The organism is Klebsiella sp. GG_Kp146, assembly GCF_040061975.1.
Classification (GTDB): Bacteria; Pseudomonadota; Gammaproteobacteria; order Enterobacterales; family Enterobacteriaceae; genus Klebsiella; species Klebsiella quasipneumoniae.
Window position 1 is genome coordinate 34,828 of record NZ_JBEAHA010000042.1, and the last position, 26,359, is coordinate 61,186.

A 26,359-nucleotide genomic window follows, 5' to 3' on the forward strand; every position below is an offset into this window, starting at 1 on the left:
TCACCCTTTGAGGGTGAGGGGCAAGGGCACTACTTCACTAACTGTTTGGTCATCTCCAGCAGCTGGCGAACATCGGCCGGGCGGGTGTTGCCGCTGGCCTTATCGATAATCGAGCTGTAGATATGCGGGATGATTTTGCTCACCCCGGCATCGAGGGCGATCTTCAGGATCTCGCTGTAGTTTTCCAGATCGATACCGCCGGTCGGCTCCAGCCAGAAATCGTGCGCGGCGCAGGCTTTGGCCACCGCCTCGAACTCGTCGCGGTGCTTCAGGCCGCCCATCGGGAAGTATTTGATGGAGCTGCCGCCCATATCCTTTAACAGCGCGATGGCGGTTTCCAGCGGCACAATCCCATCCGCCGCGCCGCTGCTCAGCGGGCCGGTGGAGATCTTCACCATACCCGGGGTGCCGGTGGGCGAGACCAGGCCGTTGACCACCGTCTCGTTCTGCCCGAGTAGCGCGCGGCTGGTGGCCACGCCGGTGAAGACCTGATTGACGTGCTGCGGCTGCACCTGGCGCGAAATCTCGCTCACCATCGCCGACTGATTCGGATCCCCTGCGCCCAGCCCGACGGAGAGGGCGTTATCAATCAGCTTCGCGTAGTCGCGCATATCGGCCACCGCGCTGGCGACGTCCGGGTAGTTTTTGGAGAGCACGCCGACCAGGACATGACCTTCCGCCGCGTCATAGATTTCCCGGGCGTTGTCTTTGCTACCCGCCAGGACGTTCAGGCACACGCGGTCACGGTAAAAGTTTGGGGTCAGTTTCATGCTTGTTTCTCCTTGTTCAGAACTTCCGCGATACGGCGGGCGACTACCGCCAGCTGCTGGGCGTCAACGCTGCGGACATCGGCTTCGATAATGCCTTCATTCGCTTTATAGCCGCGGAAGTAGATGGCGTATTCGCCCTGCTTCAGCGCGTTAACCAGATCGCCGGTCTTCACGCCGGTCACCGCTTCGTCGAATTTGATTTCGGCGCGGGCGATATCGCGGCCGGCGCTGTCCCATACCACGCGGGCAGTGACGCCGTTGAGGGTATTGAGCTGTTCGATAAACGGCGTCATCTTCGCCACCATCTCTTGGCCGCTCTCTTTGCTTGCCGTCAGGTAGTGTTCAATGGCGCAGGTCAGGCCGAGGATCCCCTCTTTACCCACTTTCATCGCCCGGCCAATCCCCATCGACTGGCGTTTAACCCACTCGACGTACTGCGTTTTGCCGATCACCAGCCCGCTGGTCGGCCCTTCAATCGCTTTCGCGCCGCTGTAGATCACCAGGTCGGCGCCCATGCGGTAGTAGCCCTGCAGATCTTCCTCCGCCGCCGCGTCGACGATCAGCGGTAAATGATGCTGACGCGCCACTTCCGCGGCCTGCGCCACGTTGAGCATGCTTTTCTGCACGCAGTGGTGGGATTTGATGTAGAGGATCGCCGCGGTGCGCGGGGTGATCGCCGCCGCCAGCTGTTCGGCAGAGCATTCGTTGGCGTAGCCCGCTTCCACCAGCCTGCCGCCGCCCAGCGCCACCATGGTGCCGACCGGCGCGCCGAAGTTGACGTTGTGGCCCTTCGGCAAGACGATTTCGTTATGCTCTATCGGCGTGACGTGCAGGTTCTCCAGCAGCCAGTCGCTGTCTTTCACCAGCACCGCCGCCACCGACTGGGCAATCCCTGCCGAGGCGCAGGAGACCACGGTCGCCCCTTCCACGTCCAGCAGCCTGGCGATGTACTCGCCGGTTTTATTCACCAGATCTTTCATTTCAAAGTACTGGTTCATGCCGGCCATCGCGGCGTCCACCACTTCCGGACGCGGCGTGGAAACGCCCAGCGCCGTCATCCGGCCAGAAGTGTTAATAACTTGTTTTAAATGGTATTTTTCAAAAATCGAAGGCATGTTCCGCGCTCCCTTGTTCGGTCAGATAGCCTTTGCCCGCGCGGATCGCGGCCAGCGGCACCAAAATGTTGTCTGCCTGGAGGCTCTCTTTTTCGGCATCCACCAGCAGCGTTGGCTGGCGCTCCAGGCGAAATAGCGTGAGATCGGCGTCGAAACCCACTTCCAGCCGCCCTTTACGCGACAGGCGCAGCCCCTCGGCAGCGCTGACGGTCACGCAGGCAATCACCTGCGACAGGGTCATGCCGATGGCGAGAAATTTCGACATCACCAGCGCCAGCGAACGCACCGGGCCGTCGATGCGGTTACGGCAGTAAATATCCGAGCTGATGGTGTGCGGCAGAATGCCCAGCGCAATCGCCCGGCGCGCCACCTCAAAGCTGAAGCTGGCGGTACCGTGGCCGACGTCGAGGCGCACGCCGCGCTGCAGGGCGCGAGTAATCGAACTGCGCAGTTCGCCGGCAGGATTCAGAATGCGGTTCGGTTTGCCGTTATAGCAGTGGGTAATGATGTCGCCGCGGCTCAGCAGATCGGCGATTTCATCGAGGTTCGGCGGATTGTTGCCAATGTGCACCATCAGCGGCAGATCGCCGTTTTCCTGCTGAATCGCCTTGGCGCGCGCCAGCGGCGTAATGCCGTTTTCCCCCACTACGCTGCTGCTCATCCGCGCCTTCAGACCAACGATAAAATCGGGATGACGCTGCACCGCCTGCTTCACCGCCTCGGCGTCAATATTGGTCATATTGGCCAGTTCATTCTGGGCAATCAGCCCGACGCGGGAGATATTGAGCAGGGCATAGACTTCCGTCGCCGCTTTACGGGTCAGTTGATAGAACTCATCGACATCGTCGGCGCCGGTGCTGCCGGCATCAATCACGGTGGTGACGCCGGTGGCGATGCCGACGCTGTCCGGCTCATCGTGATAAATTGGCGAATTCGGGTAGCAGTGAACGTGGGAGTCAATCCAACCGGCGCTGACGTAGCTGTTGCCCTGCAGATCGAGGGTTTTGCGGGAGGGCGCGCTAATCTCGCCCAGCGCCGCGATTTTCCCGTCCTGAATGGCGATATCAGTCAGGGTATCGTCGACGAGGCGCGCGCGGCGCAGGAGTAAATCAAACATAGCTATCTCCTGATGAAAGAGTGTATCTGTTGCCGGATGGCGGCGTACCGCCTTATCCGGCCTACCAATCGCGCTGACGTGTAGGCCCGATAAGCGCCGCGCCATCGGGCGATTAGCTAATCGCCACCGGGAAAATGGAGCCGAGGATCATCGCGCCGAGGATAGCGCCGCCGGTGATCGGTTTCTGCCAGATGTAGAACAGCAGGGCGCCAACCAGCGAGCCGATCCCGATAGGAATCGAGGCGGTCATTGCGCTGAGGATGATCAAGGGGCCAAGGAAGCGGCCGGAGGCATTACCGGCCCCCATCATCACGTCGGCGCCGTAGGTGGAGTCGCTCTGGTTGATGGTGAACTTACGCGCCAGAATGATGATGTAGCCCACCGCCAGGCCGAGGATCAGGCCGGTTGCCAGCGAGGCGGCGAAGTTCGCCACCGGGAAGACAAAGCCCGCGCCGAGTAGCAGCGCCGGGACGCCAAGACCGATCCCGGTCTGAATAGCGCCGCCGATATCGAGGATCCCCACCAGCGACCCTTCGATGATGCGGGCGAACAGGAAGCTGGCGCCAAACGCCGCCACCGCGCCGTAAACGCCGGTATCAATCCCCGACTTCAGCATCGCCACGAAGGCGACTTCGTTAAAGGCGCCGATGCCGTACAGGTAGTACATGTGGGTCCCGGCGAAGACGCCGGAGGAGAGCAGGCCAACGAAGATCGGGAACGACCAGTCGGCATACCAAAAACCTTTATTCTGTTCCATTATCAGGCTCCCGTTACTTGCCGCTGAGTGAGTTGTGGATCATGTCCAGCCAGTTCGGCACGGTCAGATGGAAGGATTCGATCATCTTCATGTCGAAGCCGCGGAAGAAGCCGCTGAGGACGAACAGGGCGACAATGGCCACCATCATCACTTTGGTGACCCGGTTCCAGCCGCTCTCTTCAACGCCTTTGCCGATCAGGATGCCCAGCACCAGCCCCGGTACGGCGTTGCCCATAATCAGCTGCGCCGCGCCGCCGAAGATGGTCGCCCAGAAGCCTGATTTTTTACCGGCGTCGATCGCCGCCAGCCAGAAGATCACCGGCATCACGGTGTTCACCAGCAGGTTTGCCGCCGGGACCAGTACCTTAACCGCGGTCACCTGCAGCGCTTCCGGTACGGACGAGGCGGTGAGGTTAAGGAAGGCGACGACGATCATGCCGATGATGCCGCAGGAGATGGCCATTTTTTTCGGATCGTGCAGCGTTTCGCCGACGTTACGATTTTTCAGCATCAGCGCCGCCGCGCCCCAGTTGGGGATAATGCGGTGGTCAACATCCTGGGTGAAGGAGCCTGCTGCAACGGAAGAGGCCCAGGCGTTAAAGAAGAAACCGAGGCCAAAGGAGAAGTGGGAAGCCGGATCGCCCTCACAGGAGTTCAGCTCGCCCAGGGTTCGAAACGCCCCCATCCCCTGGGTGGTAGGGGCATGAAACATGCGTGCCGCTCCGGCGCCCACGCCGACGCCGACCAGGCCGCCGATGATAAGCGATTTTATTAATATTATCAGGAACATAGTCAGACCCTTTGCTAACAATCAGGTTTGCGTGACGAAATCCACTTTATCGAGATCGATGGCGGTCACGTTGACGGTGACGTCCAGCTCCACGCTGTAGGTCCGTCGTTCACGGCGCAAAAAGAAAAACAGGAAGGCCTCTTTTCGTACCGCTTCGCGCGCATGAACAACCGTCACGTCCTGTGGCTCAATACGCAGCAGAATGTGCGATGACGTTTTCATCACCGCAGCCTGCACATGGTTCAGGGCATCGGCGAAGGCCCGTGATTTGCTTTCGCCTTTGCCGGCAACCCTCACCGTGGTGGTGAATTGCTCTTTCATACTTATGCGCCGTATTTCTTTTTCCAGGCCTCTACCAGCCGCTCGCCCAGCTCTTCTTTATCCATAAAGCCGAAGCCCAGCACGTTGCAGCCTTCGTTGATGGCGGTGACGCCCTCTTCCACGGAACGCATGCCGTATTTCGCTTTGTAGCCGTGTTTGGTCTGGGCGGTGATGGCGCCGGCGCCGCCGCTGCCGCAGAAGGAGATGCCGAAGGTGGCGTTTTCCGCTTTCATCATGTCGCCAAGCTTCATGTCAGCAGCAACGCCAGGGACGACCACTGCACGTGCGCCGGCTTTCTCTGCGCCTGCGGCGACTTTTTGGCCTTTACCCAGACGGTCGCCAATAACTACGGTGATTTGTTCCATGTTTTGCTCCTTACAGGTTTTCTTTTGCGACTTCGAAATGGACGGAGAGCAGCCAGGCCTCTTCATCAGGCAGGTTGCCGAACTGCGCGACCACTTCGCGGGCCAACGTCATTGAATCTGGTGAAATCTCTTCGAACAGGCTGGCATCCACTTCCGGCAGCGGTTCGCCGCTGATTGACCGGTGGGCCATCGCCCGCACGTGGGAAGTCAGCATTTGCTCCTGAACGTCGTTAGGGACGATGCCGTGACGGCTTAACAGGGCAAAAACCTGCTGCAGCATCTTGTCAGCCAGGCGTTCGGTCTGCACTGCCTGCTCCCCTACGTCGTGTATTACCGCTCCGTTATTCACTTCTGATACCCCGCTGATGTCTCTGGGAATCAAAGTAGCGCCGGGGGGTGGGAGTTTGTAGCGAGTTGTTTTCCACTTCGAAGTGGAAAGGGAGACGGCAGGCGTGATCGACACCACATATTCACTGGAAAAATGAAAAAACAGCAATTATGGCGTGAGACGTATCACAACAATGCGCGCGAATGAGCCGCCCGCGGCTGCGGAAAGGCCGGAAAAAGAAAAGGGAAAAATGTGATACAGGTAGGTTTTCAGGCGGGAGACATCGGCTGATGCCTCCCGAAAAGAACAGTTAGCGGTACTTCTTATGGTAGGTGTTGCGGGTGGTTTTAAACTCCTCCGCGGCGGCCTGCGCCTCTTTCACCTTGCCTTCATTCGCCAGCTTCAGCGCGCCGTCGATCTGGCCGATCAGAATATCCAGACCGTGACGGTAATCTTTCATCTCAGCGCTGTCGGCCGCTTTGCCTTCCAGCTTCGGCGGCGTCTCTTTCTGGGCATCAACCGCGGCGGTACGCATCTTATTCAGCGCCGCTTTCAGTTCGCCGGCGTCGGAGGTTTTCTGTACCACTTGCAGATTTTCTGCCAGAGTGTCCATGTCTTCGCCCAGGTCGGCGAAGGCCGAGACTGAACCGAGCGCAAAAGCAGAGACAGCCAGCATCGCTAACATTTTTTTACGCATTGCTCACTTCCTTTTTATTATTTAAGCAAACAGGTGTTATTGCCCGGCGATTTTCATCTCCGGCAGCAGCACAGAACCGCACTGAATGTTGCTGCGCGTTTCAATATCATCGCCGATGGTCACGATATTACGCCACATTTCTTTCAGATTTCCTGCAATGGTGATCTCACTGACAGGATATTGAATTTCGCCATTTTCTACCCAGAAGCCGGATGCGCCGCGTGAGTAGTCGCCAGTGACGCCACTGACACCCTGCCCCATCAGTTCGGTAACCACAAGACCGGTGCCCATCTCTTTAAGCATCTTTGCAAAACTCAGGCCGCGGCCGTTGATGCGCCAGTTATGGATGCCGCCGGCGTGGCCGGTGCTTTTCATCCCCAGCTTGCGAGCGGAGTAGTTGGTCAGCAGCCACTGGGTCAGCACGCCGTCTTTGACGATATCGCGACGCTCGGTGCGCACGCCTTCGCTGTCGAACGGCGTGGAGGCCAGTCCTTTACGCAGGTGCGGATGCTCTTCAATGGTCAGCCACTCCGGCAAAATTTGTTTGCCCAGCGAATCGAGCAGGAAGGTGGATTTGCGGTATACCGAACCACCGGCAATCGCTCCGACCAGGTGGCCAAACAGCCCGGTCGCCACTTCATTGGCGAAAATCACCGGCGCCTTCATGGTCGACAGCTTACGCGGCGCGAGGCGCGACAGGGTGCGGCGGGCGCACTCTTCCCCGACCCATTCCGGGGACTGCAGATCCTCGATCGCCCGGCCAATGGTATAGGCGTAGTCGCGTTCCATGTCGCCGTCATCTTCCGCGATCACGCAGCTGGAAAGGGAGTGGCGAGTCGAACAGTAGCTCTGCAGCATGCCATGGCTGTTGCCGAACACTTTGATGCCGTAGTGGCTGTTAAAGCTGCCGCCTTCGGTGTTGGTGATGCGTTTATCGGTCTTCAGCGCCGCTTGCTCTGCGCGGGCGGCCAGTTCGATGGCCTCATCCGGGGAGACCTCCGCCGGGTGGAACAGGTCCAGATCCGGGGCGTCAAAGGCCAGCAGCTCTTTATCCGCCACGCCGGCGAAGGGATCCGGGGAGGTGTAGCGGGCGATATCCAGCGCCGCCTGCACGGTGCGGGCGATGGCGTCCGGGCTGAGATCGGTGGAAGAGGCGCTGCCCTTGCGGTTCTGGTGGTAAACCGTGATGCCTAACGCCCCATCGCTATTGAATTCTACATTCTCCACTTCGCCATAGCGGGTGCTGACGCCGATGCCCGTCGTCTTGCTGACGGAGACTTCCGCGCCATCGGATTTACCTGCCGCCAGTTCCAGCGCCGTGGTCACGGCCTCTTCCAGCGTCTTACGTTGCTGGGCAACTTGAGAGATCACTTTCATTGCTAATGCCATAATGTAAGAAGGAGTTAACTGAAGTCTAACAGAGAACCGTTTTTCAGTGCGCGCCTTAACTGGTAACATTAGCCTCTTTTTTTAAGGAGCCTGAGATGACAAAGCAGCCCGAAGACTGGCTCGACGACGTTCCCGGTGATGATATCGAGGATGAAGACGATGAAATTATCTGGGTCAGTAAGAGTGAAATTAAGCGCGACGCGGAAGAACTGAAGCGTCTTGGCGCGGAACTCGTTGACCTGGGGAAAAACGCGCTGGATAAAATTCCGCTGGATACTGACCTGCGCGACGCCATCGAACTCGCCCAGCGAATCAAAAAAGAGGGTCGCCGCCGCCAGTTGCAGCTTATCGGTAAGATGCTGCGCAATCGCGATGTCGATCCGATTCGTCAGGCGCTGGATAAGCTGAAAAACCGCCACAACCAGCAGGTTGCGCTGTTCCACAAGCTGGAGCAGATCCGTGACCGACTGATTGACGACGGGGATGACGCCGTAGCTGAAGTGCTGAACCTGTGGCCAGATGCTGACCGTCAGCAGCTGCGTTCCCTGATCCGCAATGCGAAGAAAGAGAAAGAAGGCAACAAACCGCCGAAATCCGCGCGCCTGATCTTCCAGTATTTGCGCGAACTGGCGGAAAACGAAGGCTAATTCCCGCCGCTTTTGCCGCACAAGTCACCCGGATGGCGGCGCGCTGCGCCTTATCCGGGCTACTCCGCTTTGTCTGGTGGGTGGCTAACGTCTTATCCGGCCTACGGAAGGCTGCTGAACCTGAGTTATCAAACAGTTGCTCGACTCTGTAGGCCCGCGCAAGCGCCGCGCCGCCGGGCAGGCTGTATCCGGCGCCGTTCCCGTCGTTGTGCCGGATGGCGGCTACGAAAGGCTGCTGAACCTGAGTTATCAAACAGTTGCTCAACTCCGCAGGCCCGCGCAAGCGCCGCGCCGCCGGGCAGGCTGTATCCGGCCCACCTCCCCCTTCTTCAACGCAAGCATCGCGCCAGCAGGGGTTCCCCGCTGCCTCCCCTGAGCCCCCAAGTCCACACAACGAGACTGTCGTTTATTGCCTTCTCTAAAGCTGAATCGTTAAAGCTAAAAGCAATGCAGATCACATCTTGTGGTGATAATTAAGCATGGTTTAGCACAATAATCCGACGACTATCGCATTTAATATCTTAAAAACGGCCACTTTCTCACCAGGTGAGGCGCTTCACATTTTAATCACCCCCATGCCGGTAGATTTCACACGTCAATGACACAATCGATTCAGCAAAAAGGGAATAAAATGAAAAAGACATTGGTTCTGACGGCTATCGCTCTGCTGGTTTCTGGCTCCGCCGCGGCAAAAACATGGGTGCTGACGAATGCTGAAGAGGGCATGGATAAAGGAAACTGGCAGATCGGCAGCGATCAGCTGAAGGTGAAAGACCATGCGTTCAGCATTGAGCAGAAAGTCCTGCACGGCGGCAAGCAGGAAGGCAGCAAAATCCTCACCATTCGCAGTAAAGACGGCCTGACCATCACCCTCAGCCCGACGCGCGGCATGAACTTGCTGCGAGTGGAAGGCTTCGGCAGCCGGATGGGTTGGGATTCGCCGGTCAAAGAGGTTGTTAACCCGGCGTTTATCAACCTGGAGAGTCGCAACGGGCTCGGCTGGCTGGAAGGGTTCAACGAAATGATGGTCCGCTGCGGCTATGAGTGGACCGGCCATCCGGTGACCGCGGACGGGCAAATTTATACCCTGCACGGCAAGGCAGGCAACACGCCGGCCTCTCTGGTGGAGGTAGAGGTGGCCGACAGCGCGCCGTATGAAATTCGCGTCCGCGGGCTGGTGAAAGAGAGCACCTTCAAAAAAGCCGATCTGCAAACCATGACCGAGCTGCGCTATATCCCGGGCAGCAACAGCTTCAGCCTGCACGATGTCTTAACCAATCACGCCGACTATCCGCATGATTACCAGATCATCTACCACAGCAACTTCGGCACCCCGATTCTGGAAGAAGGCGCGCGTTTCCTCGCCCCGATGTCCAGCATCAGCCCGTTCAATGATTACGCTAAGAGCGGATTAAAAACCTGGCAAACCTATCAGGGGCCGACCAAAGACTTTGACGAGATGGTGTTTAATATTCAGCCGCTGGCCGATGAAAATCACCAGACGCTGGCCGCCGTGGTCAACAAAGCGGGCGATAAAGGAGCCTCCATTCAGTTCGACACCCGCCAGCTGCCGGTCCTGACGCTGTGGAAAAACACCGACACCGTCAAACAGGGCTATGTCACCGGTATCGAGCCGGGGACCAGCTACGCCTATCCGGTGACCATTGAACGCGAGCAAAAACGCGTGAAGCAGCTGCAGCCGGGCGCCAGCGCGCAGTTTGATCTGACCTACACCCTGCTGCATGACAGTGCCCAAGTGGCCGCCGTCGAGCAGAAAATCGCGCAGATTCAGGGCGACAATAAAGTGGCGGAGAACGACACGCCGATCGCCAAAGAGTAAAAATACCCCAGCCGAACGCCCGGAGCGGTACGCCGCGCCGGGCTACGCCCGCCCCATCACCTCGCGCCCGAGATCCCGGGCAAACTGCTGATACTGTCGCTCATCGATCGGCTGCGGGTAGCTCAGCACCAGCAGCTCATGATCCGCGATGCCCTGATGATAGGTCGGATGACGATGCGCCCAGGGGTTAGCGTGGAATCCCATCGACTGATAAAAGCGCAGCCGTTTATGGGCGATCTCGCTGCTCAGCGGATCGATTTCCAGAATGGTCAGCGGCGCGCGCGTCAGGATCTGCGCCAGCAGCTGTTTACCATAGCCGCGGGAGCGCAGCGTATCGTCGATCGCCAAATGTTCGACATAACAGTAGCCGGCAAACTGCCAGCAGCCGCTGAGGCCGATAAATACGTCCTCATCGAACCACGCCTCCAGCGCGTAGTGCGCGTTGCTCAGCGCCTGACGTTTGGCCTCGCTTTCGCGCTGCTCGTGCCACGGAAAGGCGCGCGCGTAGAGCGCGTCCAGCATGGCGAAATGGGGCGAGTCGGTAGAAAGTACGCTTTCGCGGGTAAGCATCACACCATCCCTGTTGGTAAAAACAAAACTGCCCTCACGCGGAGGGCAGTGACCGGAGGCGGGACGTTACTCTGTCGCGGCCGCTTTTTGCGCCAGTTTATCCAGCAGCTTTTGATGAATGCCGCCGAAGCCGCCGTTGCTCATCACCAGGATATGGTCGCCAGGATGGGCGGTTTTGACCACCATCTCCGCCAGGGTATCGACGTCGGCGCTCCAGTGAGCCGGCTGGACGCAGGCTTCCGCCACTTCCGCCACCTGCCACGGGATATGCTGCGGCTGCAGGAGGAACACCTCATCGGCGCGGCCAAGAGACGGCGCCAGATCGTCCTTGCAGACGCCCATTTTCATGGTGTTAGAGCGCGGCTCCAGCACGGCGAGAATGCGCGCGGTGCCGCCCACTTTGCCGCGCAGCGCCTGCAGCGTAGCGAGGATGGCCGTCGGATGATGAGCGAAATCGTCATACACGGTGACGCCGTTGGCTTCGCCGCGCAGCTCCAGGCGACGGCGGGCGTTGATAAAGCTGCCCAGCGCGTTCGCGGCATCCGCCGGCAGTACCCCGACGTGACGCGCCGCGGCAATGGCCATCAGGCCGTTATGCATATTATGCTCGCCGACCAGCGCCCACTTCACCTCGCCGACCTTTTCACCGTCGAACAGCACTTCCCACTGCGAGGCGTCAGCGTTCAGCTTCTTCGCCTGCCAGTGGCCCTGCTCGCCCACCAGCTCCTGCTCGCTCCAGCAACCCATCGCCATCACCTGCTTCAGGTTGATGTCGTTCTCCGGCAGGATAATTTTGCCTTTGCCCGGCACGATGCGCACCAGATGGTGGAACTGCTTCTGAATCGCCTTCAGGTCGTCAAAGATATCCGCGTGGTCGAACTCAAGGTTGTTGAGGATCAGCGTCCGCGGGCAGTAGTGAACAAATTTGGAGCGCTTGTCGAAGAAGGCGCAGTCGTATTCATCCGCTTCAATGACGAAGAACGGGCTGTCGCCCAGGCGCGCAGAGACGTCAAAATTGCCCGGCACGCCGCCGATCACGAAGCCCGGCTGGTAACCGCAGGCTTCAAGGATCCAGGTCGCCATGCCGGCGGTGGTGGTTTTGCCGTGGGTCCCGGCGACGGCCAGCACCCAGCGATCGCGCAGCACGAAGTCGTGCAGCCACTGCGGGCCGGACATATAGGGAATATTGTTTTCCAGCACCGCTTCAACGCACGGGTTGCCGCGAGTCATGGCGTTACCGATGATCACCAGGTCCGGCCGGGGCTCCAGCTGGCTGGGGTCATAGCCCTGAATTAAATCAATCCCCTGGTTTTCCAGCAGGGTGCTCATCGGCGGATAGACGTTAGCATCCGACCCCGTTACCTCATGACCGAGGGAGCGCGCCAGCATGGCCAGGCCCCCCATAAACGTGCCACAGATTCCTAAAATATGAATGCGCATTCGTCATTTCCTTCTCTTATCCGGGGCACATTTTACCCATATCCCGGGCCCTGGCGAAATGCATTTCAGGCGAATCTGTATTTTGCTGGCGCGATTCACTAGTGCGCACTTTTTTGATTCTTTGTTAAGATTGTTGCGTTCGTTTTACTCAACATAAAAATGCAGGGAACGAGTTATGAAAACGTTAGGTGAGTTTATTGTTGAAAAGCAGCACGAGTTCTCCCACGCCACCGGTGAGCTGACTGCTTTGTTGTCAGCAATAAAGTTGGGCGCCAAGATCATCCACCGCGATATCAACAAGGCCGGTCTGGTCGATATCCTGGGTGCCAGCGGTGCAGAAAACGTTCAGGGCGAGGTGCAGCAAAAACTCGATCTGTTCGCGAATGAAAAATTAAAAGCCGCACTGCGAGCACGCGATATTGTTGCCGGGATCGCCTCTGAAGAAGAAGATGAGATTGTCGTCTTCGAAGGGTGTGAACACGCCAAATACGTGGTGCTGATGGACCCTCTGGATGGCTCCTCTAACATCGACGTTAACGTCTCTGTTGGTACGATCTTCTCTATCTACCGCCGCGTGACGCCTGTTGGCACGCCGGTGACAGAAGAAGACTTCCTGCAGCCGGGTAACCGCCAGGTCGCCGCCGGCTATGTGGTTTACGGTTCCTCGACGATGCTGGTGTATACCACCGGCTGCGGCGTCCACGCCTTCACCTACGACCCGTCCCTCGGCGTCTTCTGTCTGTGCCAGGAGCGCATGCGCTTCCCGGAGAAGGGCAATACCTACTCCATTAACGAAGGCAACTACATCAAATTCCCGCAGGGCGTGAAGAAGTACATTAAGTACTGCCAGGAAGAGGACAAAGCGACTCAGCGTCCTTATACCTCACGCTATATCGGCTCGCTGGTGGCGGACTTCCACCGCAACCTGCTGAAAGGCGGCATCTACCTCTATCCAAGCACCGCCAGCCACCCGGACGGCAAGCTGCGCCTGCTGTATGAATGCAACCCGATGGCCTTCCTCGCCGAACAGGCGGGCGGTAAGGCCAGCGATGGTAAAGAGCGTATTCTGGATATTGTTCCGGAAAGCCTGCACCAGCGCCGCTCCTTCTTCGTCGGCAACAACCACATGGTGGAAGACGTCGAGAACTTTATTAAGTCGTTCCCGGACGCCTAAGCGCCCTGCCCACTCCTCCCGCGCCTGCGGGAGGATCCTCTCTCTTAGCGACTCCCCGCCCCGCTCACCCGCGTGACCGCCGCATTCTGCCGGTTTTCCCACAGCACGGTCAGCCCACGCTGCAGCGCGATAAAGATAAACAGCAAAATGCCGATGGCGATTTTGGTCCACCATGAGCTGAGGGTGCCGTCGAAGTTGATGTAGGTCTGAATCAGCCCCTGGATCGCCACCCCGAACAGGGTTCCCAGCACAGTGCCGACGCCGCCGCTGAGCAGCGTGCCGCCGATCACCACCGAGGCAATGGCGTCCAGCTCCACGCCGACGCCCGCCAGCGCATAGCCCGCCTGGGTATAAATGGAAAAGACGATCCCGGCCAGCGTCGCCAGCCCGGTGGAGAGCATATAGATACGGATCGTGGCGCTGCGGGTGGAAATCCCCATTAAATTCGCCGACGTCGCGTTGCCGCCAATGGCATACACCTGGTTGCCGAAGCGGGTGCGGTGGGCGACAAAAATACCGGCCACCACCACCAGCAGCATCAGCAGCCCCATGGCGCTGAGGCGTCCGCCGCCGGGAATAGTCCATGCCAGCCCGGACAGGGTGTCGTACACCGGGTGGTTAATCGGAATCGACTCCTCTGACACCAGATAGCTCACGCCGCGCAGGAAGAACATGCCGGCGAGGGTGATGATAAAGGCCGGGATCTTCAGGGCGTCAATCAGCAGCCCCATAAACGCGCCGAAGGCGCAGCCCATCACCAGCACCAGCGGAAACGCCACCAGCGGTGATATTCCCCAAAAGCCAATCGCTTTGGCGAGAAAGACGCCGGTAAAGGCGATCACCGACCCGACAGACAGATCGATCCCGCCGGAGAGGATCACGAAGGTCATGCCCACGGCGATGATCCCGAGGAAGGCGTTATCCGTCAGGATATTGCAGATCACCCGCGTCGAGGCAAAGCCGGGGAATTGCGTCAGGCAGTAGAGATAGCCCAGCACAAACACCGCGAGGGTGATCATCAACGGTAAATTACGTTTTATCATGGCCGCGTACCCCTTTCAGTAAACCGATAAAGCGCGGCGACTGGACAATCAGTACGCACAGCACCACCACCGCTTTCACCACCTGGTTGAGCTCCGGCGGGAAGCCGGAGAGCAAAATCCCGGTGTTCATTCCCTGGATAATCAGCGCCCCCACCACCGACAGCAGCAGGTTGAAGCGCCCGCCCATCAGCGAAGCGCCGCCGATGACCACCGCCAGAATGGCGTCCAGCTCAAGCCATAGCCCGGCGTTATTGGCATCCGCGCCGCGAATGTCCGCCGCCACGATGATCCCGGCGATCGCCGCGCAGACGCCGCTCAGGACATAGGCCAGCATCACCACGATGCGGGTATTGACGCCGGCGTTTTTCGCCGCGCGGATATTGATCCCTACCGCTTCGATAAACATGCCCAGCGCCGTTTTGCGGGTAAACAGCCAGAACAGCAGCAGGGTCGCGGCGGCGATGATCACCGGCGTCGGAAACAGGAGGAACGATCCGCTGCCGAGCCACGCCAGCGCCGGGGAATCAAAGGTGACGATCTGCCCGGCGGTGATCAACTGCGCCACCCCGCGTCCGGCCACCATCAGGATCAGCGTCGCCACAAAGGGCTGGATCTTAAGGACCGCCACGAGAATGCCGTTCCACAGCCCGGCCAGCGCGCCCGCCGCCAGCGAGGCCAGCAGCACCACCGGCAGGCTGTGACCGGCGACGGTCATCGAGGCGGCCGTCGCGCCGGCTATCGCCATCACCGCCCCCACCGACAGGTCGATGCCGCCGGTGGCGATCACCAGCGTCATGCCGATGGCCAGCAGCGCCACCGGGGCGGCGCGGTTGAGAATATCGATTGGGCTGCCAAACAGGCGGCCATCCTGGAGCACCACCTGATAAAAATGGGGCGCCACCAGGCTGTCGACCAGCAGAACCAGCAGCAGGGCAATGATCTGCGGGGTGCCCTTCGGCCAGGTGAAGCGTCGCTTCTCCGGGCCGGTTTGCGAAAGAGATCGAGGCATCATGGGTTACTCCTTATGCCGCAATTGCGTTCATGATCGCCGGTACAGAGAGCTCGGCGAGCGGGATCTCGGCCACCTGCCGGCGATCGCGCATGATAATGACCCGATCGGCGTAACCCACCAGCTCCTCCAGTTCAGAGGAGATGACCAGCAGCGCGAGGCCATCGGCGCAGAGGGTTTCAATCAGGCGAATGATTTCCGCATGGGCGCCAACGTCGATGCCGCGGGTCGGCTCATCGAGGATCAGGAACTGCGGTTTGGTCAGCAGCCAGCGGGAAAGCAGCACCTTCTGCTGGTTGCCGCCGGAGAGAAACTCGATCGGCTGCTCCGCGCTGGGGGTGCGGATCCCCAGCTGGCGAATAAAGCGCTCGGCGATCTCGTTCTGTTCGCGCCGGGGTATCGGCCGCAGCCAGCCGCGCTGCGCCTGCAGGGCGAGGACGATATTTTCCCGCACCGAGGCGGCGGCGATAATGCCGTCGGTTTTGCGATCCTCCGGACAGAAGCCGATCCCGAGGCAGGAGGCCTGATGCGGAGAACGCAGGGTTTGCGGTTTGCCTTTGATCCACGCCTTCCCGCTGTCCGCCGTTTTAATACCGAAGATCACCTCGGCGGTTTCTGTGCGGCCGGAACCCAACAGGCCGGCGAGGCCAACGATTTCGCCCGGACGCACCTGCAGGTCGAACGGGGCGATGGTGCCTTTTTTACCGTAGCCTTCAAATGCCGCCACCGGCTTATCGCTCAGCAGGGTTCGGCCCGCCCGCTGCAGGGCGTTGTGGTCCAGTTCGCGGCCCAGCATCATTTTCACCAGCTCAATCTGCGGCAGTTCTCGGGTCTCGCGGCAGCCGACGAAGCTGCCGTTGCGCAGCACGGTAATGCGGTCGCTGACCGCATAGACCTGGTCGAGAAAATGGGTGACGAAGATCAGGCTGACGCCGTTATCCCTGAGCTGGCGCATCAGGGTAAACAGCATCTCCACCTCCTGGGTATCGAGGCTGGCGGTGGGCTCGTCGAGGATCAGCACCTTGGCCGACAGGTCGATGGCCCGGCAGATAGCGACGATCTGCTGCATCGCCACTGAAAAGCGGTTCAGCGGCTCGCGCACATCGAGGGAAAAGCCGTAGGAGGCCATCAGCGCCGTCGCCTTGGCCTCCATCTCTTTCCGCCGCAGCAGGCCAAACCGCCGCGGCTCACGGCCGATGAACAGGTTATCCGCCACCGACATATTGGGCAGCAGGTTCACTTCCTGGTAGACAGTGCCGATCCCCAGCTGCTGGGCATGGGCGGTATTTTTCGGGGAAATGGTCTGGCCTTCCAGCCAGATAGTGCCGCGATCGGCATGGTAAACGCCGGTAAGCGCTTTGATCAGCGTCGATTTCCCGGCGCCGTTTTCGCCCAACAGGGCCATGATTTCGCCGCGCCGCAGGCTAAAGTTGACGTTATCCAGCGCCTTAACGCCGGGGAAGAATTTACTGAGTCCTTCGGTGCGAAGGATCTCCTGGTGTGCCTCGGCGCTCATAATCGATATCACCTTCAAATGATGTCAGGTTGCCCCGGTTCGCGCTGTGCTTGCCGGGGTTGCTGGAACGCTGCCTGTTACCCTCTCCGGCTGAGGAGAGGGTCGGGATGAGGGGCTATTCACTCAGTAGCCCATATTTTTCTTCTTCTCTAACTCTTCTTTCGCCGTATCCGGCAGATACAGCGTCGATTTGGTAATGGTCAGCTTCTCCGGCAGGGTGCCGTCTTTTTTGTATTTCTCCAGCGCATCAAACGCCGGGCCGGCCATATTTGGCGTCAGCTCGACGCTGGCGTTGGCTTCGCCGGCGATCATCGCTTTATAGATATCCGGCACGCCGTCGATGGAGCCGGTCAGAATATCTTTGCCCGGCTTCAGGCCAGCTTCTTTAATGGCCTGGATGGCGCCGATGACCATATCGTCGTTATGAGCGAATACCATGCAGATGTTTTTGCCGTTATTCTCAGCCTTGATAAAGCTCTCCATAACCTCTTTCCCTTTGCTGCGGGTGAAGTCGCCGGACTGAGAGCGGATGATTTTGATATTCGACGCTTTGGCGATGGCGTCAGCGAAGCCTTTCTTACGGTCGATGGCCACGCTGGCCCCGACGGTGCCCTGCAGTTCCACGACGTTACACGGCTTACCGTCGACGGTTTTCACCAGCCAGTCGCCAATCAGCTGACCTTCCAGCACGTTGTTGGCGGTCACGGTGGTCATGTAGAGATCTTTATCTTTCACATCAATGGAACGGTCGAGGAGGAAGACCGGGATTTTGGCCTCTTTCGCCTCTTTCAGCACCGGCTCCCAGCCGGTAGCCACCACCGGCGCAATGAAGATCGCGTCTACCCCCTGGGCGATAAAGGAGCGCACCGCTTTGATCTGGTTTTCCTGTTTTTGCTGACCATCGGCGATCTTCAGCGTGATACCGCGCTTGGCGGCTTCCTCTTTCGCGACGCTGGTTTCCGCCGCACGCCAGCCGGATTCAGAACCGACCTGCGAAAAACCTACGGTTAGCGGGGCAGCTATCGCCATAGACGACATAGCTGCGGAAACTGCTGTGACAAGAAGTAAGCGCTTCCACATAAGGGTATCCTCGTAGGGTTATTGTTGGTTAAAATCTCACCTGCGGACAAACTATAGACAATCGGTGATGTAACTGAATGCGTTACATCACACTTCAAAAAAGTAAATGAGATGTTAATGACGGCCCCATTGCCCAGTGGAGAGCCGATAAGGCTTCGCAGGGAGCGCGGCTGTTGCGGTTTATGACGTTTTTTTAAGCGGTTTGATAAATCAATCACATGCAATGAAAACGGTTACATAAATTTATTCATGATGTGGCTATGTTTATGGATTTTCATGCCATTATTGCGCGCAAAATTCAGAGCACTCCACGGCGAGATCGGGAAAAAGAAGCGAAGACATTCGATGTGAGTTGGCTATAATACCGAGCACTTGTTTGCCATACATTTTAAAGGAAACAGACATGAGCTTACTCAACGTACCTGCGGGCAAAGATCTGCCGGAAGACATCTACGTCGTGATCGAGATCCCGGCGAACGCAGATCCCATCAAATACGAAGTCGACAAAGAGAGCGGTGCACTGTTCGTTGACCGTTTCATGTCCACAGCGATGTTCTATCCGTGCAACTACGGCTACATCAACCACACCCTGTCCCTGGACGGCGACCCGGTTGACGTGCTGGTCCCGACCCCGTACCCGCTGCAGCCGGGCTCCGTGATCCGCTGCCGTCCGGTTGGCGTTCTGAAGATGACCGACGAATCCGGTGAAGATGCGAAACTGGTTGCGGTACCGCACACCAAGCTGAGCAAAGAATACGATCACATCAACGATGTGAACGACCTGCCGGAACTGCTGAAAGCCCAGATCACTCACTTCTTTGAGCACTACAAAGATCTGGAAAAAGGCAAGTGGGTTAAAGTCGACGGTTGGGACAACGCAGAAGCGGCGAAAGCGGAAATCGTTGCCTCTTTCGAGCGCGCTAAGCAGAAGTAATTCTGTCTCAGGCAGGGTCATACCCTGCCTGATTGCGGCACGGATAGCCGCGATAACACCATGGAGGGTGTCCCGTGAAAAGCGTTCGCTATTTCACTCTTAACTTTTCTGGCTTCACAACCGCCGCCTCTGAAAAACAGGGGTATCTGCGCCTTATCGCCGGCGACCATGTCTTTTATACCGATAAACGCTATTTTAACGACCCCTCGCTTTTTGACCGCCTGAAGACCCATCAGCCTCTGTATCTCGGCGCCCGCCGCCTGGACAACGGCAGTTACTGGATCCACTGGCTCAGCGATGGTGAAACGCTCCTTGAGCCCAGTCAACGCGTCAAGCGCTGGGCCCGGCCGCTGCTGATTATCAGCCTGCTGACGCTCATCGTCTCCCTTATTCCGCTCCTGGTGAGCGCCTCAGAATGGGCAAAGTTCGGCTGCGGCATTATCGCGGTACTGGCCTTCATCGCGCTGTTAACCGGGCTCTGCGAGCGGCTGTTCCACCCGGCGCTAAAACGGCACCCCGCCATGCGCGATCTGCTGGCGAAGATGGCGCAGGCCCGCCGCCGCGACTTTTCTTTTTGCCAGCCGCTACCCGCAACGCCGCGGGCCGTCCGCCGGTCGGCGATGCCTTTTACGCATGCCCTGCCGGAACGCTATGCGGTTAAGACAGACATCATCACCGATACCCACTTTAAGAAGTGGTATGCGGGCAATCCTACGCGGGAATATCACGGCCTCGGGATACAATGCGGTTCCCTGCCGCTGGCCTTCTGGTGGCAGGCAGGCTGCACTAATTTCGCGCTGCATCCTGTTCTCTATCGTCGTCAGCCACCGTTTCTTGCCACTGGCGATCGTATCGTCGCCGTATACGAGCGCGACAGCCGGGCGATCCATGCGCTATACAATGCCAGCGACGGCGCGGCTTATGTAAAAAACCATCCGCTCTATCCTGGACGCAGACCGCTGTCGCTGCTTTATTACCTGTTTTACGGCCTCGCGCTGGTGATGTATCTGCTATTTCTCGGGATAGAAATCATCAGCGCCCTTCAGTCAGGCCGGCGCGTCTGGTGGCAGGTTCAGGATTCGCTGGACATGCTGTCCTTATTGTTACTCTGCTTTGGCGGAATGCTGGCGGTACTGGAGCTGATTGGCCCAACGGCCTGGTTATTGTCACACCGGGTGGCTGACTGGCTGAAGCTGCGATCGGCGATGCGGCGTTACCTGCGGGAGGCAGCCCCCCAAACCACGCCCGAGGAGGTCATGTAATGTTCAACACCCCAACACGACGATTATTATTCCTCGCGCTGACGACGCTGGCTTCCACGATGTGGCTGGCGAGAGATTATCTGCCGCTCTGGTAAGAGGCGGGCGCAGAAAAAACAACGCCACCCGAAGGTGGCGCTGTCGTGGTTAATACTGGTCGCGATCCAACCAGTTGCCGTTCGCTATCAACGTACAACCCTCAACGGAACGTTGATAGACATACATCCATGCGCTGCCGTAAGGCGTCTGAATCAGGTGGCGCGCATACTCGCCCCCCTTGGTGCGGAGCGCATCCAGTTCGGCCAGCGTCGATGCATCAATACGATAAACTTCACCATGTACTGTGCCTTCGCCGGGCACCGCGCCTGGATAGTGGCCCAGGCTGTACAGCTGATAATCGTCGACACTATGAGCGCCCAGCCACTGGGCGTTGGTCATCCAGTGGCTGTTGCCTTGTTTGCGTCGTAAACTGCCGTAAACAAATATTCGCATTGCTAAAACTCAAACTGATAGAGCAAATCGAGCGCCTGGTCGATGCCAGACACCGCTTCCACATATAGCTTAGGCATCAGGCGATAACGTAAAGTCAGCGTCGCCAGGGAATCGAAGATACCGACCCCGTATTTTACCTGCAGACCCGGCAGTACATAGCCGCTGACCACCACCTGGGAAGAGTCGCCTACCCCTTCGGTGTCCAACGCCAAATTGCTTACGCCAAACGTCTCGCCGATTTTACCCACAACCTGACCACTTTGTGCAACCCCCATACCAATAAGCATTGAGGTCATCGCGGCGCTATCGCTCTGTCCGCTGCTCAAACCCTGGCCGCGCAGCAGATAAGAGAGCGCTTCCTGCTGGGACATAACCGGGTCGGAGAAGATCTCCGCTTTCGGCTGATCGGCGGAGCCGGTGACGCGAACGCCGGCGATCACGTCGTCTTCGGTGGCATCCGGGTTACGAATCGCTTCGATATTCAGCAACGGCTGATCCGGCGGACCGGAGAACAGCAGCTCCCCTTTGCGCACAATCAAATCCTGGCCATAGGCGTGGAAGCGGCCGTCCGGAATATTGATCTGCCCGTTGAGTCCCAGCCCCTGCTTATCCTGCGCCACTTTCAGATCGCCGGTCAGACGCGCTTTCAGACCGAAGGCTTCCAGACGAACGTTGTTGCCGACGTGGATCGTCAGGTTGCTGTTGATCGGGATCCCGGCGCTCTGCTGCTTAATCGGCTTGAGGTTTTTGTCGAGCATCACTTCGTCCGACGACACGCCGACCGCGCTCTCCGGCACCTCGTTGACCACGATCCGCGCCCAGGGCACATCCACCTTGCCATCGAGGTTGAACAGGCTTGGCGTGGCGGTAAACACCACGTCCGGCGATACATCGAGACGGACCATCGGCGGCACTGTGATCCGCACCCGGCTGCCCTTCGCCGCAATCTGCGCCCGCCAGTTATCGATCTGCGTCCAGTCGGCGTTCCCGCTAAGGGCGATTTGCCCCTGACGGGTGTTCACCGTCCCCTGCAGGGTCGAGCGCGTGCCGTTGAAGTTCATCGCCAGCTGGCTCGGCTGCATATCAAACGGCATAAAGTTACCGTCGATATCCACCCCGCTTAGCTGCATCTGGCCGAACAGCTGCGGACTTTTCACGTTGCCGCCCAGGCGCAGACGGGCGTTGAGCCGTCCCTCCGCCTTTTCACCGCGGGCGAAAATCGGGTTGATCATCGCCAGCGAGAAGTTGCTGATATTGACGTTGCCGCCGAGGTTACGCCGCCCCTGCGGGTCGGTGACCTGCACCTGCCCATCCAGCTGGCCATTGTTGGTCAGGCGGATAAGCCAGCCCAGCTCCGCGCGATTGTTGTGCAGATCGGCGCTGAGGTTCAGCGTATCGAACGCCACCGGCAGCGGGGCGTCATTGACCACCTGGGTCACTTTGACGTTGCGCCCGCTGAGGGTCACTTTGCCCTGCGGCAGCCCCTCTTTGGTGGTGTCCCAGCTGACATCGGCATTACCGGTAAACACGCCGCTGGCCTGGGTCGCCTCCGGCATAAACGGCTTAAGCATCGCCAGGTCGAAGCGGTTGAGATTCACCCGCGCCCGCCCGCTGGCGCCCGCGTCAATGGTCTCAGGCACGCAGAGTTCGGCGTTCGGGTTGGTCCAGCAGTGTGGTCCGATGCTGATTTTCTGCTCCTGGTTACGGTAGTCCAGCGCAATACTGCGCGTCAGCGCTACCGGCCCTACCGGCGTCTGGAAGCGGGTATCGCTTAGCGCGCCTCTCCAGCGCTCGGCCTGACGATCGAAGCTGCCCGCCAGCGCCAGCTGGCCGGAAACCGGATCGCCCTGCACCCGCAGCCGCAGCTCATGCTGCTTCTCAGTGCCTTTGGCATTGAGCTGCACCAGGCTGATATTCACCCCCGGCTGGCTGATGCGATCCACCCGCACGTCCAGGTTGCCGCCAATCTGATCGGTGGATTTCACATCCCCTTTGACATTGACCAGGGCGATGCTCAGCTCCTGCCAGCGCAGCGCCCGGGCGGTGATGTCCGCCAGCAGCTGCGGCGCATCGACAGTGCCGCGCACTTTCACCAGCCCCTTCGCCGTCCCGCCGAGCCCCGGCAGCGCATTATCCAGGTGCGGCGCATCGATGGTGGCGTCGAGATTCAGATCCTTCACCCCCAGCTCGCCTTTGATATCGGCGCTGTTCGGGCCTAACGCCAGATGCAGCCCCGGGATCTTCCACTGCAGATAGCTGTTGCCCTGCAGCGAGCCGGAGACATCCACCTTGTTCTGTTTCACGTTGCCGGTAATTTTCAGCTCCGGCACCGACATCTGCCAGCTGCCGCCGTACAGGCTGCCCTGGGTCTTGATCCTGCCGTTGAGCTTCGACGGCCAGTCCGGCACCTCTTTGGCGGTGTTGATGCCGTCGAGGGTCAGCTCGCCGCGCCAGCTGATCGCCTGCTGCCAGTCGAGGAGCGCCTTCAGCTCGGTTTTCCCTTCGAGGGCATTGACCGTCAGCTTGTCGAGATTGATCTGCCGCTCATTGCCTTTGGCGTTGAGGGCGATTTTCGCCGGCGGCAGCGACTGGCCTTTCACCGCGGTGGAGAAGGCCAGCGCGTAGTCGGTCATTTTGCCGCTGAACTTCAGCTGGACGTCGTCGGCCTGGAACTGCTTCTCGCCGCTGAATGGCCAGGCGAGCTGCTTGCTCTTCAGCTCCATATTGAGCGGCAGCCCGGCCTCCGCCAGCTGCGCGTCCGCCCGCAGCGTGGCCGCTACCGGCCCGCTTAAGTCCACCCCGACCTTAAGCGTTTTACGTATCTCGCCGCCCACCTTCAGCTGCACTTTCTCCCCTTTCATCGGGTCGACGTTCAGCGTTCCGGCGAGGGTGATGTCTACCGGCCAGTTATCCTGCAGCTGGGCGCTGCCCGAGGCGGTGACTTTGCCCTGATCGGAGTCGATGTCGAGGGCGTCGAGCTTCATCTGCCCGTCGATACTGCTGACTTTCAGCAGCAGGTTATACACGGTGATATCGGTATCGCCGGTGAGGTGCAGCTGCTCGCCGCGGAACGCCTCAATATTGAGGTTCAGCGGCAGATGGACGTCGGTCATCCCCGGCAGCACCGGCTGCGAGAAGAGGTCGGTCATCGTCTCGCCGAGCGGTTTTTCCTGCGGCTGCGGGTTGTCGATTTTCGGTTCAACCACCTGCTCCTGCGCCACTTTCGCCACCTTCGGCAGGGCGATCAGCAGCCCCTGCAGCGAGGTCGGCGTCAGGGTCAGGTTTTTCTCCTGCCAGTTCAGGCCGGTGGAAAAATCGCGCACAGAGACCGCGGTATCGTCGATTTTGACGTTGACGTTATGCAGCGCGACGCGGCTGAGGGCGATCGGATAAGGGGTGGAGAGATTCAGCGGCCCGCTGTCCTCTTCCTCGACCGGCGCAGAGGGCGGCATCTTCTTCGTATCGACGGCGACGTAAATATCGCGCAGCGAGATGTCGTTTACGCACAGACTGCTGTCCCACAGGCAGCGCAACCTGACGCTGAGATGAAACTGGCCGGCGGTGACCGCCACGCCGGGCTGCTCATAGCGGACATTATCGAGGGTTAAATCACGCCAGCCGCCGGTCACTTTGCCGATTTCCAGCCCCGGAACCCAGCGATCCGCCGCTTTGAAAACCAGATGCAAGCCGGTGGTAGTGCCCACCAGGAACCCGACGGTACCCAGCAGGAGGACCAACACGATTAAGACGCCGAGGCTTATCTTCTTCCATAAACTCATAATTCAGGCCCCAGACCGATGTAAAACTGTAAACCATGCTCTTCTTTGTCGCCGATTGGCCGGGCGATATCCAGCTTGATCGGCCCCACCGGCGACTGCCAGCGCACGCCCACTCCGGCGCCGGTTTTGAAATCACTTTCGCGAATATCGCTGACCGCTTCGCCGCTATCGACAAACACGGCGCCCCACCATTTGCCGCTGACGTTGTACTGATATTCCAGCGAGCCGGTGGCCAGCTTCGAGGCCCCGATCAGCTTGCCGTCATCGTCCTTCGGCGAGATGGATTTGTATTTATAGCCGCGAATACTGCGATCGCCCCCGGCGAAAAAGCGCAGGTCCGGCGGCACCTTGTCAAAGTTGTCCGCTTCGATCCAGCCGAGGTTGCCGCGCACCACAAAGCGGTGGCGGTCATAGAGGGTACGGATCCAGACATCCTGGGCCTGCATCACGATGAAGTTGATGTCCGAGCCCCACATGGTGTTGGAGTAGTCCACCGAGTAGCGCTGGGAATCGCCCCAGGTGGGCATCAGGCCGCCGCGGGAGCGAGTGCGGTTCACCGAGACCCCGGGGTAAATCAGCATGGTGGTGTTGGTGACGTTCGCCTGGGTAAAGTGGTCCAGGCTCCAGCGCAGGTTGATCGCCCGCTGCCAGCCGCTCGACATCTCCCAGAAACGCGACAACCCAAGGGTGGTGGAGTCGGCCTGGGTGTCATTGAGATCGGTACGCTTAAAGCCGCCCTGCATCAGATAGTACTGCTCGAGCGGGCTCTTGAGCAGCGGGACTTTATAGGTGAAGTCGAACTGCTGCTCCGGGGCGGAGAGGCTGACGCTGGAGGTCAGGCTGTGGCCATAGGAGTTCATCCACGGTTTTTTCCACGTGGCTTTTACCCGCGGACCGACGTCTGTGGAGTACCCTACCCCGGTTTCCACGGTGTTCTCTTTGCGTGGCGAGACAACGCCCTGCAGAGGCAGCACCTTGGTTTTCCGTGACTTAGCAAAATCAGGCGCCACCACCACCGAACTGAACCACCCGGTCGCCGCCAGGCGGCGGTTTAGCTCGGCCAGGTCCTGAGAGGTGTAGTAGTCGCCCTCTTTAAACGGTACGAGGTTTTGCAGGTATTCATCACGAATTTGCGATCCGGAGAAGGTGACGTGGCCAAAGCGATAGCGTTCGCCGCTGTCGTAATCGATATCCCAGAACGCCTGATGGCGATCGAGGGAGACCCCCAGCTGGCTTTTATTGAACTCGCTGTCAAAGTAGCCTTTGCGCAGGGCGACGCGGGTCAGGGAGCTCTTGAAACCGTCGTAATCGCCGTGGTTGAGCACCGTCCCGATGGCCGGGCGGGTTTTCAACAGCGCCAGATAGTCGCTGTCGGTGCGGGCGCCGCCGCGCAGAATCACCTCGGTGCCGCCAATGCGCACCGGCTCACCCGGGGTCACTTTGGCGATCAGCACCTGACGGCCCCTTTTCGGCGGCGGACGAAGATCAAATTCAATCGTCGGCTCGTAATACCCCAGCGCTTTCAGACCTTCGCGAATGGCGTCATCGACGCGCGCGCGAAAGCGACGATCCGGCGTGACCTCATCACTCTGGATGGTGGAAAGCTGGGCGCGAACGTTTTTCTCCAGCTCCCCGGATAATCCTTCAACCTGCAAACGCACATTCGCTGCGCTGGCGATCCCGCTGACCAGCAAAAGGCTGGTGACACATAACTGGCGGATTTTTAGCACATTTTCTCCTGAATATCCCTGTTTCCCCCTACAGGAAACACTGGCGCCGCTCCACGGCTTAACAAAACCCTAACAACGTAGGGTTGAAAAAGTGGCAATAACCCAAATAATTCTTATGTATTAATCTAGACGTATTACGCGTATTTATTGTGTTAAAAGACACGCTTCGTTACAACCTTAACGACGATTTCTGTATT

24 protein-coding genes are annotated in these 26,359 nt (G+C 59.0%); 5 read left to right on the plus strand and 19 right to left on the minus strand.

What is annotated here, in order from left to right; translation table 11 throughout:
- Positions 1-29 precede the first annotated feature (29 nt).
- The 10 genes from ABLU95_RS24165 to pmbA form a co-directional block, all read right to left on the minus strand.
- Positions 30-770: a KDGP aldolase family protein gene (locus tag ABLU95_RS24165; protein WP_004206507.1), complete on the minus strand. Its 741-nt coding sequence runs from the start codon at positions 768-770 to the stop codon at positions 30-32.
- Positions 767-1,885 carry a DgaE family pyridoxal phosphate-dependent ammonia lyase gene (locus ABLU95_RS24170; protein ID WP_086075671.1) on the minus strand — a complete coding sequence of 373 codons (1,119 nt, stop codon included), beginning with the start codon at positions 1,883-1,885 and terminating at the stop codon, positions 767-769. The genes ABLU95_RS24165 and ABLU95_RS24170 overlap by 4 nt, the downstream gene beginning before the upstream one ends.
- On the minus strand, positions 1,869-3,002 hold the full coding sequence (locus ABLU95_RS24175; RefSeq protein ID WP_065882701.1) for an amidohydrolase/deacetylase family metallohydrolase: 1,134 nt from the start codon (positions 3,000-3,002) through the stop codon (positions 1,869-1,871). The genes ABLU95_RS24170 and ABLU95_RS24175 overlap by 17 nt, the downstream gene beginning before the upstream one ends.
- 112 nt (positions 3,003-3,114) lie before the next feature.
- Entirely contained in the window at positions 3,115-3,759 is a 645-nt protein-coding gene (locus tag ABLU95_RS24180) for a DUF4310 family protein (RefSeq protein WP_004206504.1), read from the minus strand.
- Between the two features lie 13 nt (positions 3,760-3,772).
- On the minus strand, positions 3,773-4,549 hold the full coding sequence (locus tag ABLU95_RS24185) for a DUF4311 domain-containing protein (protein WP_002886897.1): 777 nt from the start codon (positions 4,547-4,549) through the stop codon (positions 3,773-3,775).
- 21 nt (positions 4,550-4,570) lie between these two features.
- Complete coding sequence (locus tag ABLU95_RS24190) at positions 4,571-4,870, minus strand: DUF4312 family protein (protein WP_004206503.1); 300 nt, start codon at positions 4,868-4,870, stop codon at positions 4,571-4,573.
- 2 nt (positions 4,871-4,872) lie between these two features.
- Positions 4,873-5,235, minus strand: a complete 363-nt coding sequence (locus ABLU95_RS24195) for an SFCGS family glycine-rich protein (protein ID WP_032454653.1) — start codon at positions 5,233-5,235, stop codon at positions 4,873-4,875.
- Between the two features lie 10 nt (positions 5,236-5,245).
- Positions 5,246-5,584 carry a PRD domain-containing protein gene (locus ABLU95_RS24200; protein WP_101976681.1) on the minus strand — a complete coding sequence of 113 codons (339 nt, stop codon included), beginning with the start codon at positions 5,582-5,584 and terminating at the stop codon, positions 5,246-5,248.
- A 289-nt stretch (positions 5,585-5,873) separates the two neighbouring features.
- Positions 5,874-6,260 carry a cytochrome b562 gene (gene cybC, locus ABLU95_RS24205; protein ID WP_065882703.1) on the minus strand — a complete coding sequence of 129 codons (387 nt, stop codon included), beginning with the start codon at positions 6,258-6,260 and terminating at the stop codon, positions 5,874-5,876.
- A 36-nt stretch (positions 6,261-6,296) separates the two neighbouring features.
- A complete protein-coding gene (gene pmbA / locus ABLU95_RS24210; protein ID WP_065882704.1) occupies positions 6,297-7,649 on the minus strand; it encodes a metalloprotease PmbA in 1,353 nt (450 codons plus the stop codon).
- A 95-nt stretch (positions 7,650-7,744) separates the two neighbouring features.
- Between pmbA and yjgA the strand changes: the two genes are divergently transcribed.
- Both yjgA and ABLU95_RS24220 read left to right on the plus strand, forming a co-directional pair.
- On the plus strand, positions 7,745-8,296 hold the full coding sequence (gene yjgA, locus ABLU95_RS24215; RefSeq protein WP_004206498.1) for a ribosome biogenesis factor YjgA: 552 nt from the start codon (positions 7,745-7,747) through the stop codon (positions 8,294-8,296).
- A 631-nt stretch (positions 8,297-8,927) separates the two neighbouring features.
- Positions 8,928-10,136: an aldose 1-epimerase family protein gene (locus tag ABLU95_RS24220; protein ID WP_023291750.1), complete on the plus strand. Its 1,209-nt coding sequence runs from the start codon at positions 8,928-8,930 to the stop codon at positions 10,134-10,136.
- A 42-nt stretch (positions 10,137-10,178) separates the two neighbouring features.
- Here the strand turns inward: ABLU95_RS24220 and ABLU95_RS24225 are convergent, their stop codons facing one another.
- Positions 10,179-10,706, minus strand: a complete 528-nt coding sequence (locus ABLU95_RS24225; RefSeq protein WP_023291749.1) for a GNAT family N-acetyltransferase — start codon at positions 10,704-10,706, stop codon at positions 10,179-10,181.
- A gap of 66 nt (positions 10,707-10,772) precedes the next feature.
- Positions 10,773-12,146 carry a UDP-N-acetylmuramate:L-alanyl-gamma-D-glutamyl-meso-diaminopimelate ligase gene (mpl, locus tag ABLU95_RS24230; RefSeq protein WP_048296492.1) on the minus strand — a complete coding sequence of 458 codons (1,374 nt, stop codon included), beginning with the start codon at positions 12,144-12,146 and terminating at the stop codon, positions 10,773-10,775.
- A gap of 175 nt (positions 12,147-12,321) precedes the next feature.
- Between mpl and fbp the strand changes: the two genes are divergently transcribed.
- Positions 12,322-13,320 (plus strand): class 1 fructose-bisphosphatase, encoded by a 999-nt coding sequence (fbp, locus tag ABLU95_RS24235; RefSeq protein ID WP_065882706.1) that lies wholly within the window; start codon positions 12,322-12,324, stop codon positions 13,318-13,320.
- 44 nt (positions 13,321-13,364) lie between these two features.
- Here the strand turns inward: fbp and yjfF are convergent, their stop codons facing one another.
- From yjfF to ytfQ, 4 genes are all read right to left on the minus strand, one after another.
- Positions 13,365-14,363: a galactofuranose ABC transporter, permease protein YjfF gene (gene yjfF, locus ABLU95_RS24240; protein ID WP_002886825.1), complete on the minus strand. Its 999-nt coding sequence runs from the start codon at positions 14,361-14,363 to the stop codon at positions 13,365-13,367.
- The gene (ytfT, locus tag ABLU95_RS24245) at positions 14,350-15,375 is read right to left on the minus strand and encodes a galactofuranose ABC transporter, ATP-binding protein YtfT (protein ID WP_023291747.1); all 1,026 of its coding nucleotides are present in this window, start codon (positions 15,373-15,375) and stop codon (positions 14,350-14,352) included. The genes yjfF and ytfT overlap by 14 nt, the downstream gene beginning before the upstream one ends.
- A gap of 10 nt (positions 15,376-15,385) precedes the next feature.
- A complete protein-coding gene (gene ytfR / locus ABLU95_RS24250; protein WP_348880449.1) occupies positions 15,386-16,888 on the minus strand; it encodes a galactofuranose ABC transporter, ATP-binding protein YtfR in 1,503 nt (500 codons plus the stop codon).
- Positions 16,889-17,011: 123 nt separating this feature from the next.
- Positions 17,012-17,968, minus strand: a complete 957-nt coding sequence (ytfQ, locus tag ABLU95_RS24255; RefSeq protein ID WP_008807147.1) for a galactofuranose ABC transporter, galactofuranose-binding protein YtfQ — start codon at positions 17,966-17,968, stop codon at positions 17,012-17,014.
- 403 nt (positions 17,969-18,371) lie between these two features.
- Here ytfQ and ppa point away from each other — a divergent pair, with 403 nt between their 5' ends.
- Entirely contained in the window at positions 18,372-18,902 is a 531-nt protein-coding gene (ppa, locus tag ABLU95_RS24260) for an inorganic diphosphatase (RefSeq protein ID WP_002886766.1), read from the plus strand.
- 74 nt (positions 18,903-18,976) lie between these two features.
- Positions 18,977-20,164, plus strand: a complete 1,188-nt coding sequence (locus ABLU95_RS24265) for a hypothetical protein (protein WP_261901827.1) — start codon at positions 18,977-18,979, stop codon at positions 20,162-20,164.
- 144 nt (positions 20,165-20,308) lie between these two features.
- On the opposite strand, the gene ABLU95_RS24270 is transcribed toward ABLU95_RS24265, so the two are convergent.
- The 3 genes from ABLU95_RS24270 to tamA are packed head-to-tail and all read right to left on the minus strand — an operon-like array spanning position 20,309 to position 26,162.
- Positions 20,309-20,653, minus strand: coding sequence for a gamma-glutamylcyclotransferase (locus ABLU95_RS24270; RefSeq protein ID WP_002886724.1), 345 nt, complete (start codon positions 20,651-20,653; stop codon positions 20,309-20,311).
- Positions 20,654-20,655: 2 nt separating this feature from the next.
- Entirely contained in the window at positions 20,656-24,432 is a 3,777-nt protein-coding gene (tamB, locus tag ABLU95_RS24275; RefSeq protein ID WP_348880450.1) for an autotransporter assembly complex protein TamB, read from the minus strand.
- Positions 24,429-26,162 carry an autotransporter assembly complex protein TamA gene (gene tamA, locus ABLU95_RS24280; protein WP_023291743.1) on the minus strand — a complete coding sequence of 578 codons (1,734 nt, stop codon included), beginning with the start codon at positions 26,160-26,162 and terminating at the stop codon, positions 24,429-24,431. The genes tamB and tamA overlap by 4 nt, the downstream gene beginning before the upstream one ends.
- Positions 26,163-26,359: the final 197 nt, after the last annotated feature.

Coding starts and splice junctions, on each gene's coding strand:
- ABLU95_RS24165 (WP_004206507.1), bottom strand. CDS start 770: ATGAAACTGACCCCAAACTTTTACCGTGACCGCGTGTGCCTGAACGTC.
- ABLU95_RS24170 (WP_086075671.1), bottom strand. CDS start 1,885: ATGCCTTCGATTTTTGAAAAATACCATTTAAAACAAGTTATTAACACT.
- ABLU95_RS24175 (WP_065882701.1), bottom strand. CDS start 3,002: ATGTTTGATTTACTCCTGCGCCGCGCGCGCCTCGTCGACGATACCCTG.
- ABLU95_RS24180 (WP_004206504.1), bottom strand. CDS start 3,759: ATGGAACAGAATAAAGGTTTTTGGTATGCCGACTGGTCGTTCCCGATC.
- ABLU95_RS24185 (WP_002886897.1), bottom strand. CDS start 4,549: ATGTTCCTGATAATATTAATAAAATCGCTTATCATCGGCGGCCTGGTC.
- ABLU95_RS24190 (WP_004206503.1), bottom strand. CDS start 4,870: ATGAAAGAGCAATTCACCACCACGGTGAGGGTTGCCGGCAAAGGCGAA.
- ABLU95_RS24195 (WP_032454653.1), bottom strand. CDS start 5,235: ATGGAACAAATCACCGTAGTTATTGGCGACCGTCTGGGTAAAGGCCAA.
- cybC (WP_065882703.1), bottom strand. CDS start 6,260: ATGCGTAAAAAAATGTTAGCGATGCTGGCTGTCTCTGCTTTTGCGCTC.
- pmbA (WP_065882704.1), bottom strand. CDS start 7,649: ATGGCATTAGCAATGAAAGTGATCTCTCAAGTTGCCCAGCAACGTAAG.
- yjgA (WP_004206498.1), top strand. CDS start 7,745: ATGACAAAGCAGCCCGAAGACTGGCTCGACGACGTTCCCGGTGATGAT.
- ABLU95_RS24220 (WP_023291750.1), top strand. CDS start 8,928: ATGAAAAAGACATTGGTTCTGACGGCTATCGCTCTGCTGGTTTCTGGC.
- ABLU95_RS24225 (WP_023291749.1), bottom strand. CDS start 10,706: ATGCTTACCCGCGAAAGCGTACTTTCTACCGACTCGCCCCATTTCGCC.
- mpl (WP_048296492.1), bottom strand. CDS start 12,146: ATGCGCATTCATATTTTAGGAATCTGTGGCACGTTTATGGGGGGCCTG.
- fbp (WP_065882706.1), top strand. CDS start 12,322: ATGAAAACGTTAGGTGAGTTTATTGTTGAAAAGCAGCACGAGTTCTCC.
- yjfF (WP_002886825.1), bottom strand. CDS start 14,363: ATGATAAAACGTAATTTACCGTTGATGATCACCCTCGCGGTGTTTGTG.
- ytfT (WP_023291747.1), bottom strand. CDS start 15,375: ATGATGCCTCGATCTCTTTCGCAAACCGGCCCGGAGAAGCGACGCTTC.
- ytfR (WP_348880449.1), bottom strand. CDS start 16,888: ATGAGCGCCGAGGCACACCAGGAGATCCTTCGCACCGAAGGACTCAGT.
- ytfQ (WP_008807147.1), bottom strand. CDS start 17,968: ATGTGGAAGCGCTTACTTCTTGTCACAGCAGTTTCCGCAGCTATGTCG.
- ppa (WP_002886766.1), top strand. CDS start 18,372: ATGAGCTTACTCAACGTACCTGCGGGCAAAGATCTGCCGGAAGACATC.
- ABLU95_RS24270 (WP_002886724.1), bottom strand. CDS start 20,653: ATGCGAATATTTGTTTACGGCAGTTTACGACGCAAACAAGGCAACAGC.
- tamB (WP_348880450.1), bottom strand. CDS start 24,432: ATGAGTTTATGGAAGAAGATAAGCCTCGGCGTCTTAATCGTGTTGGTC.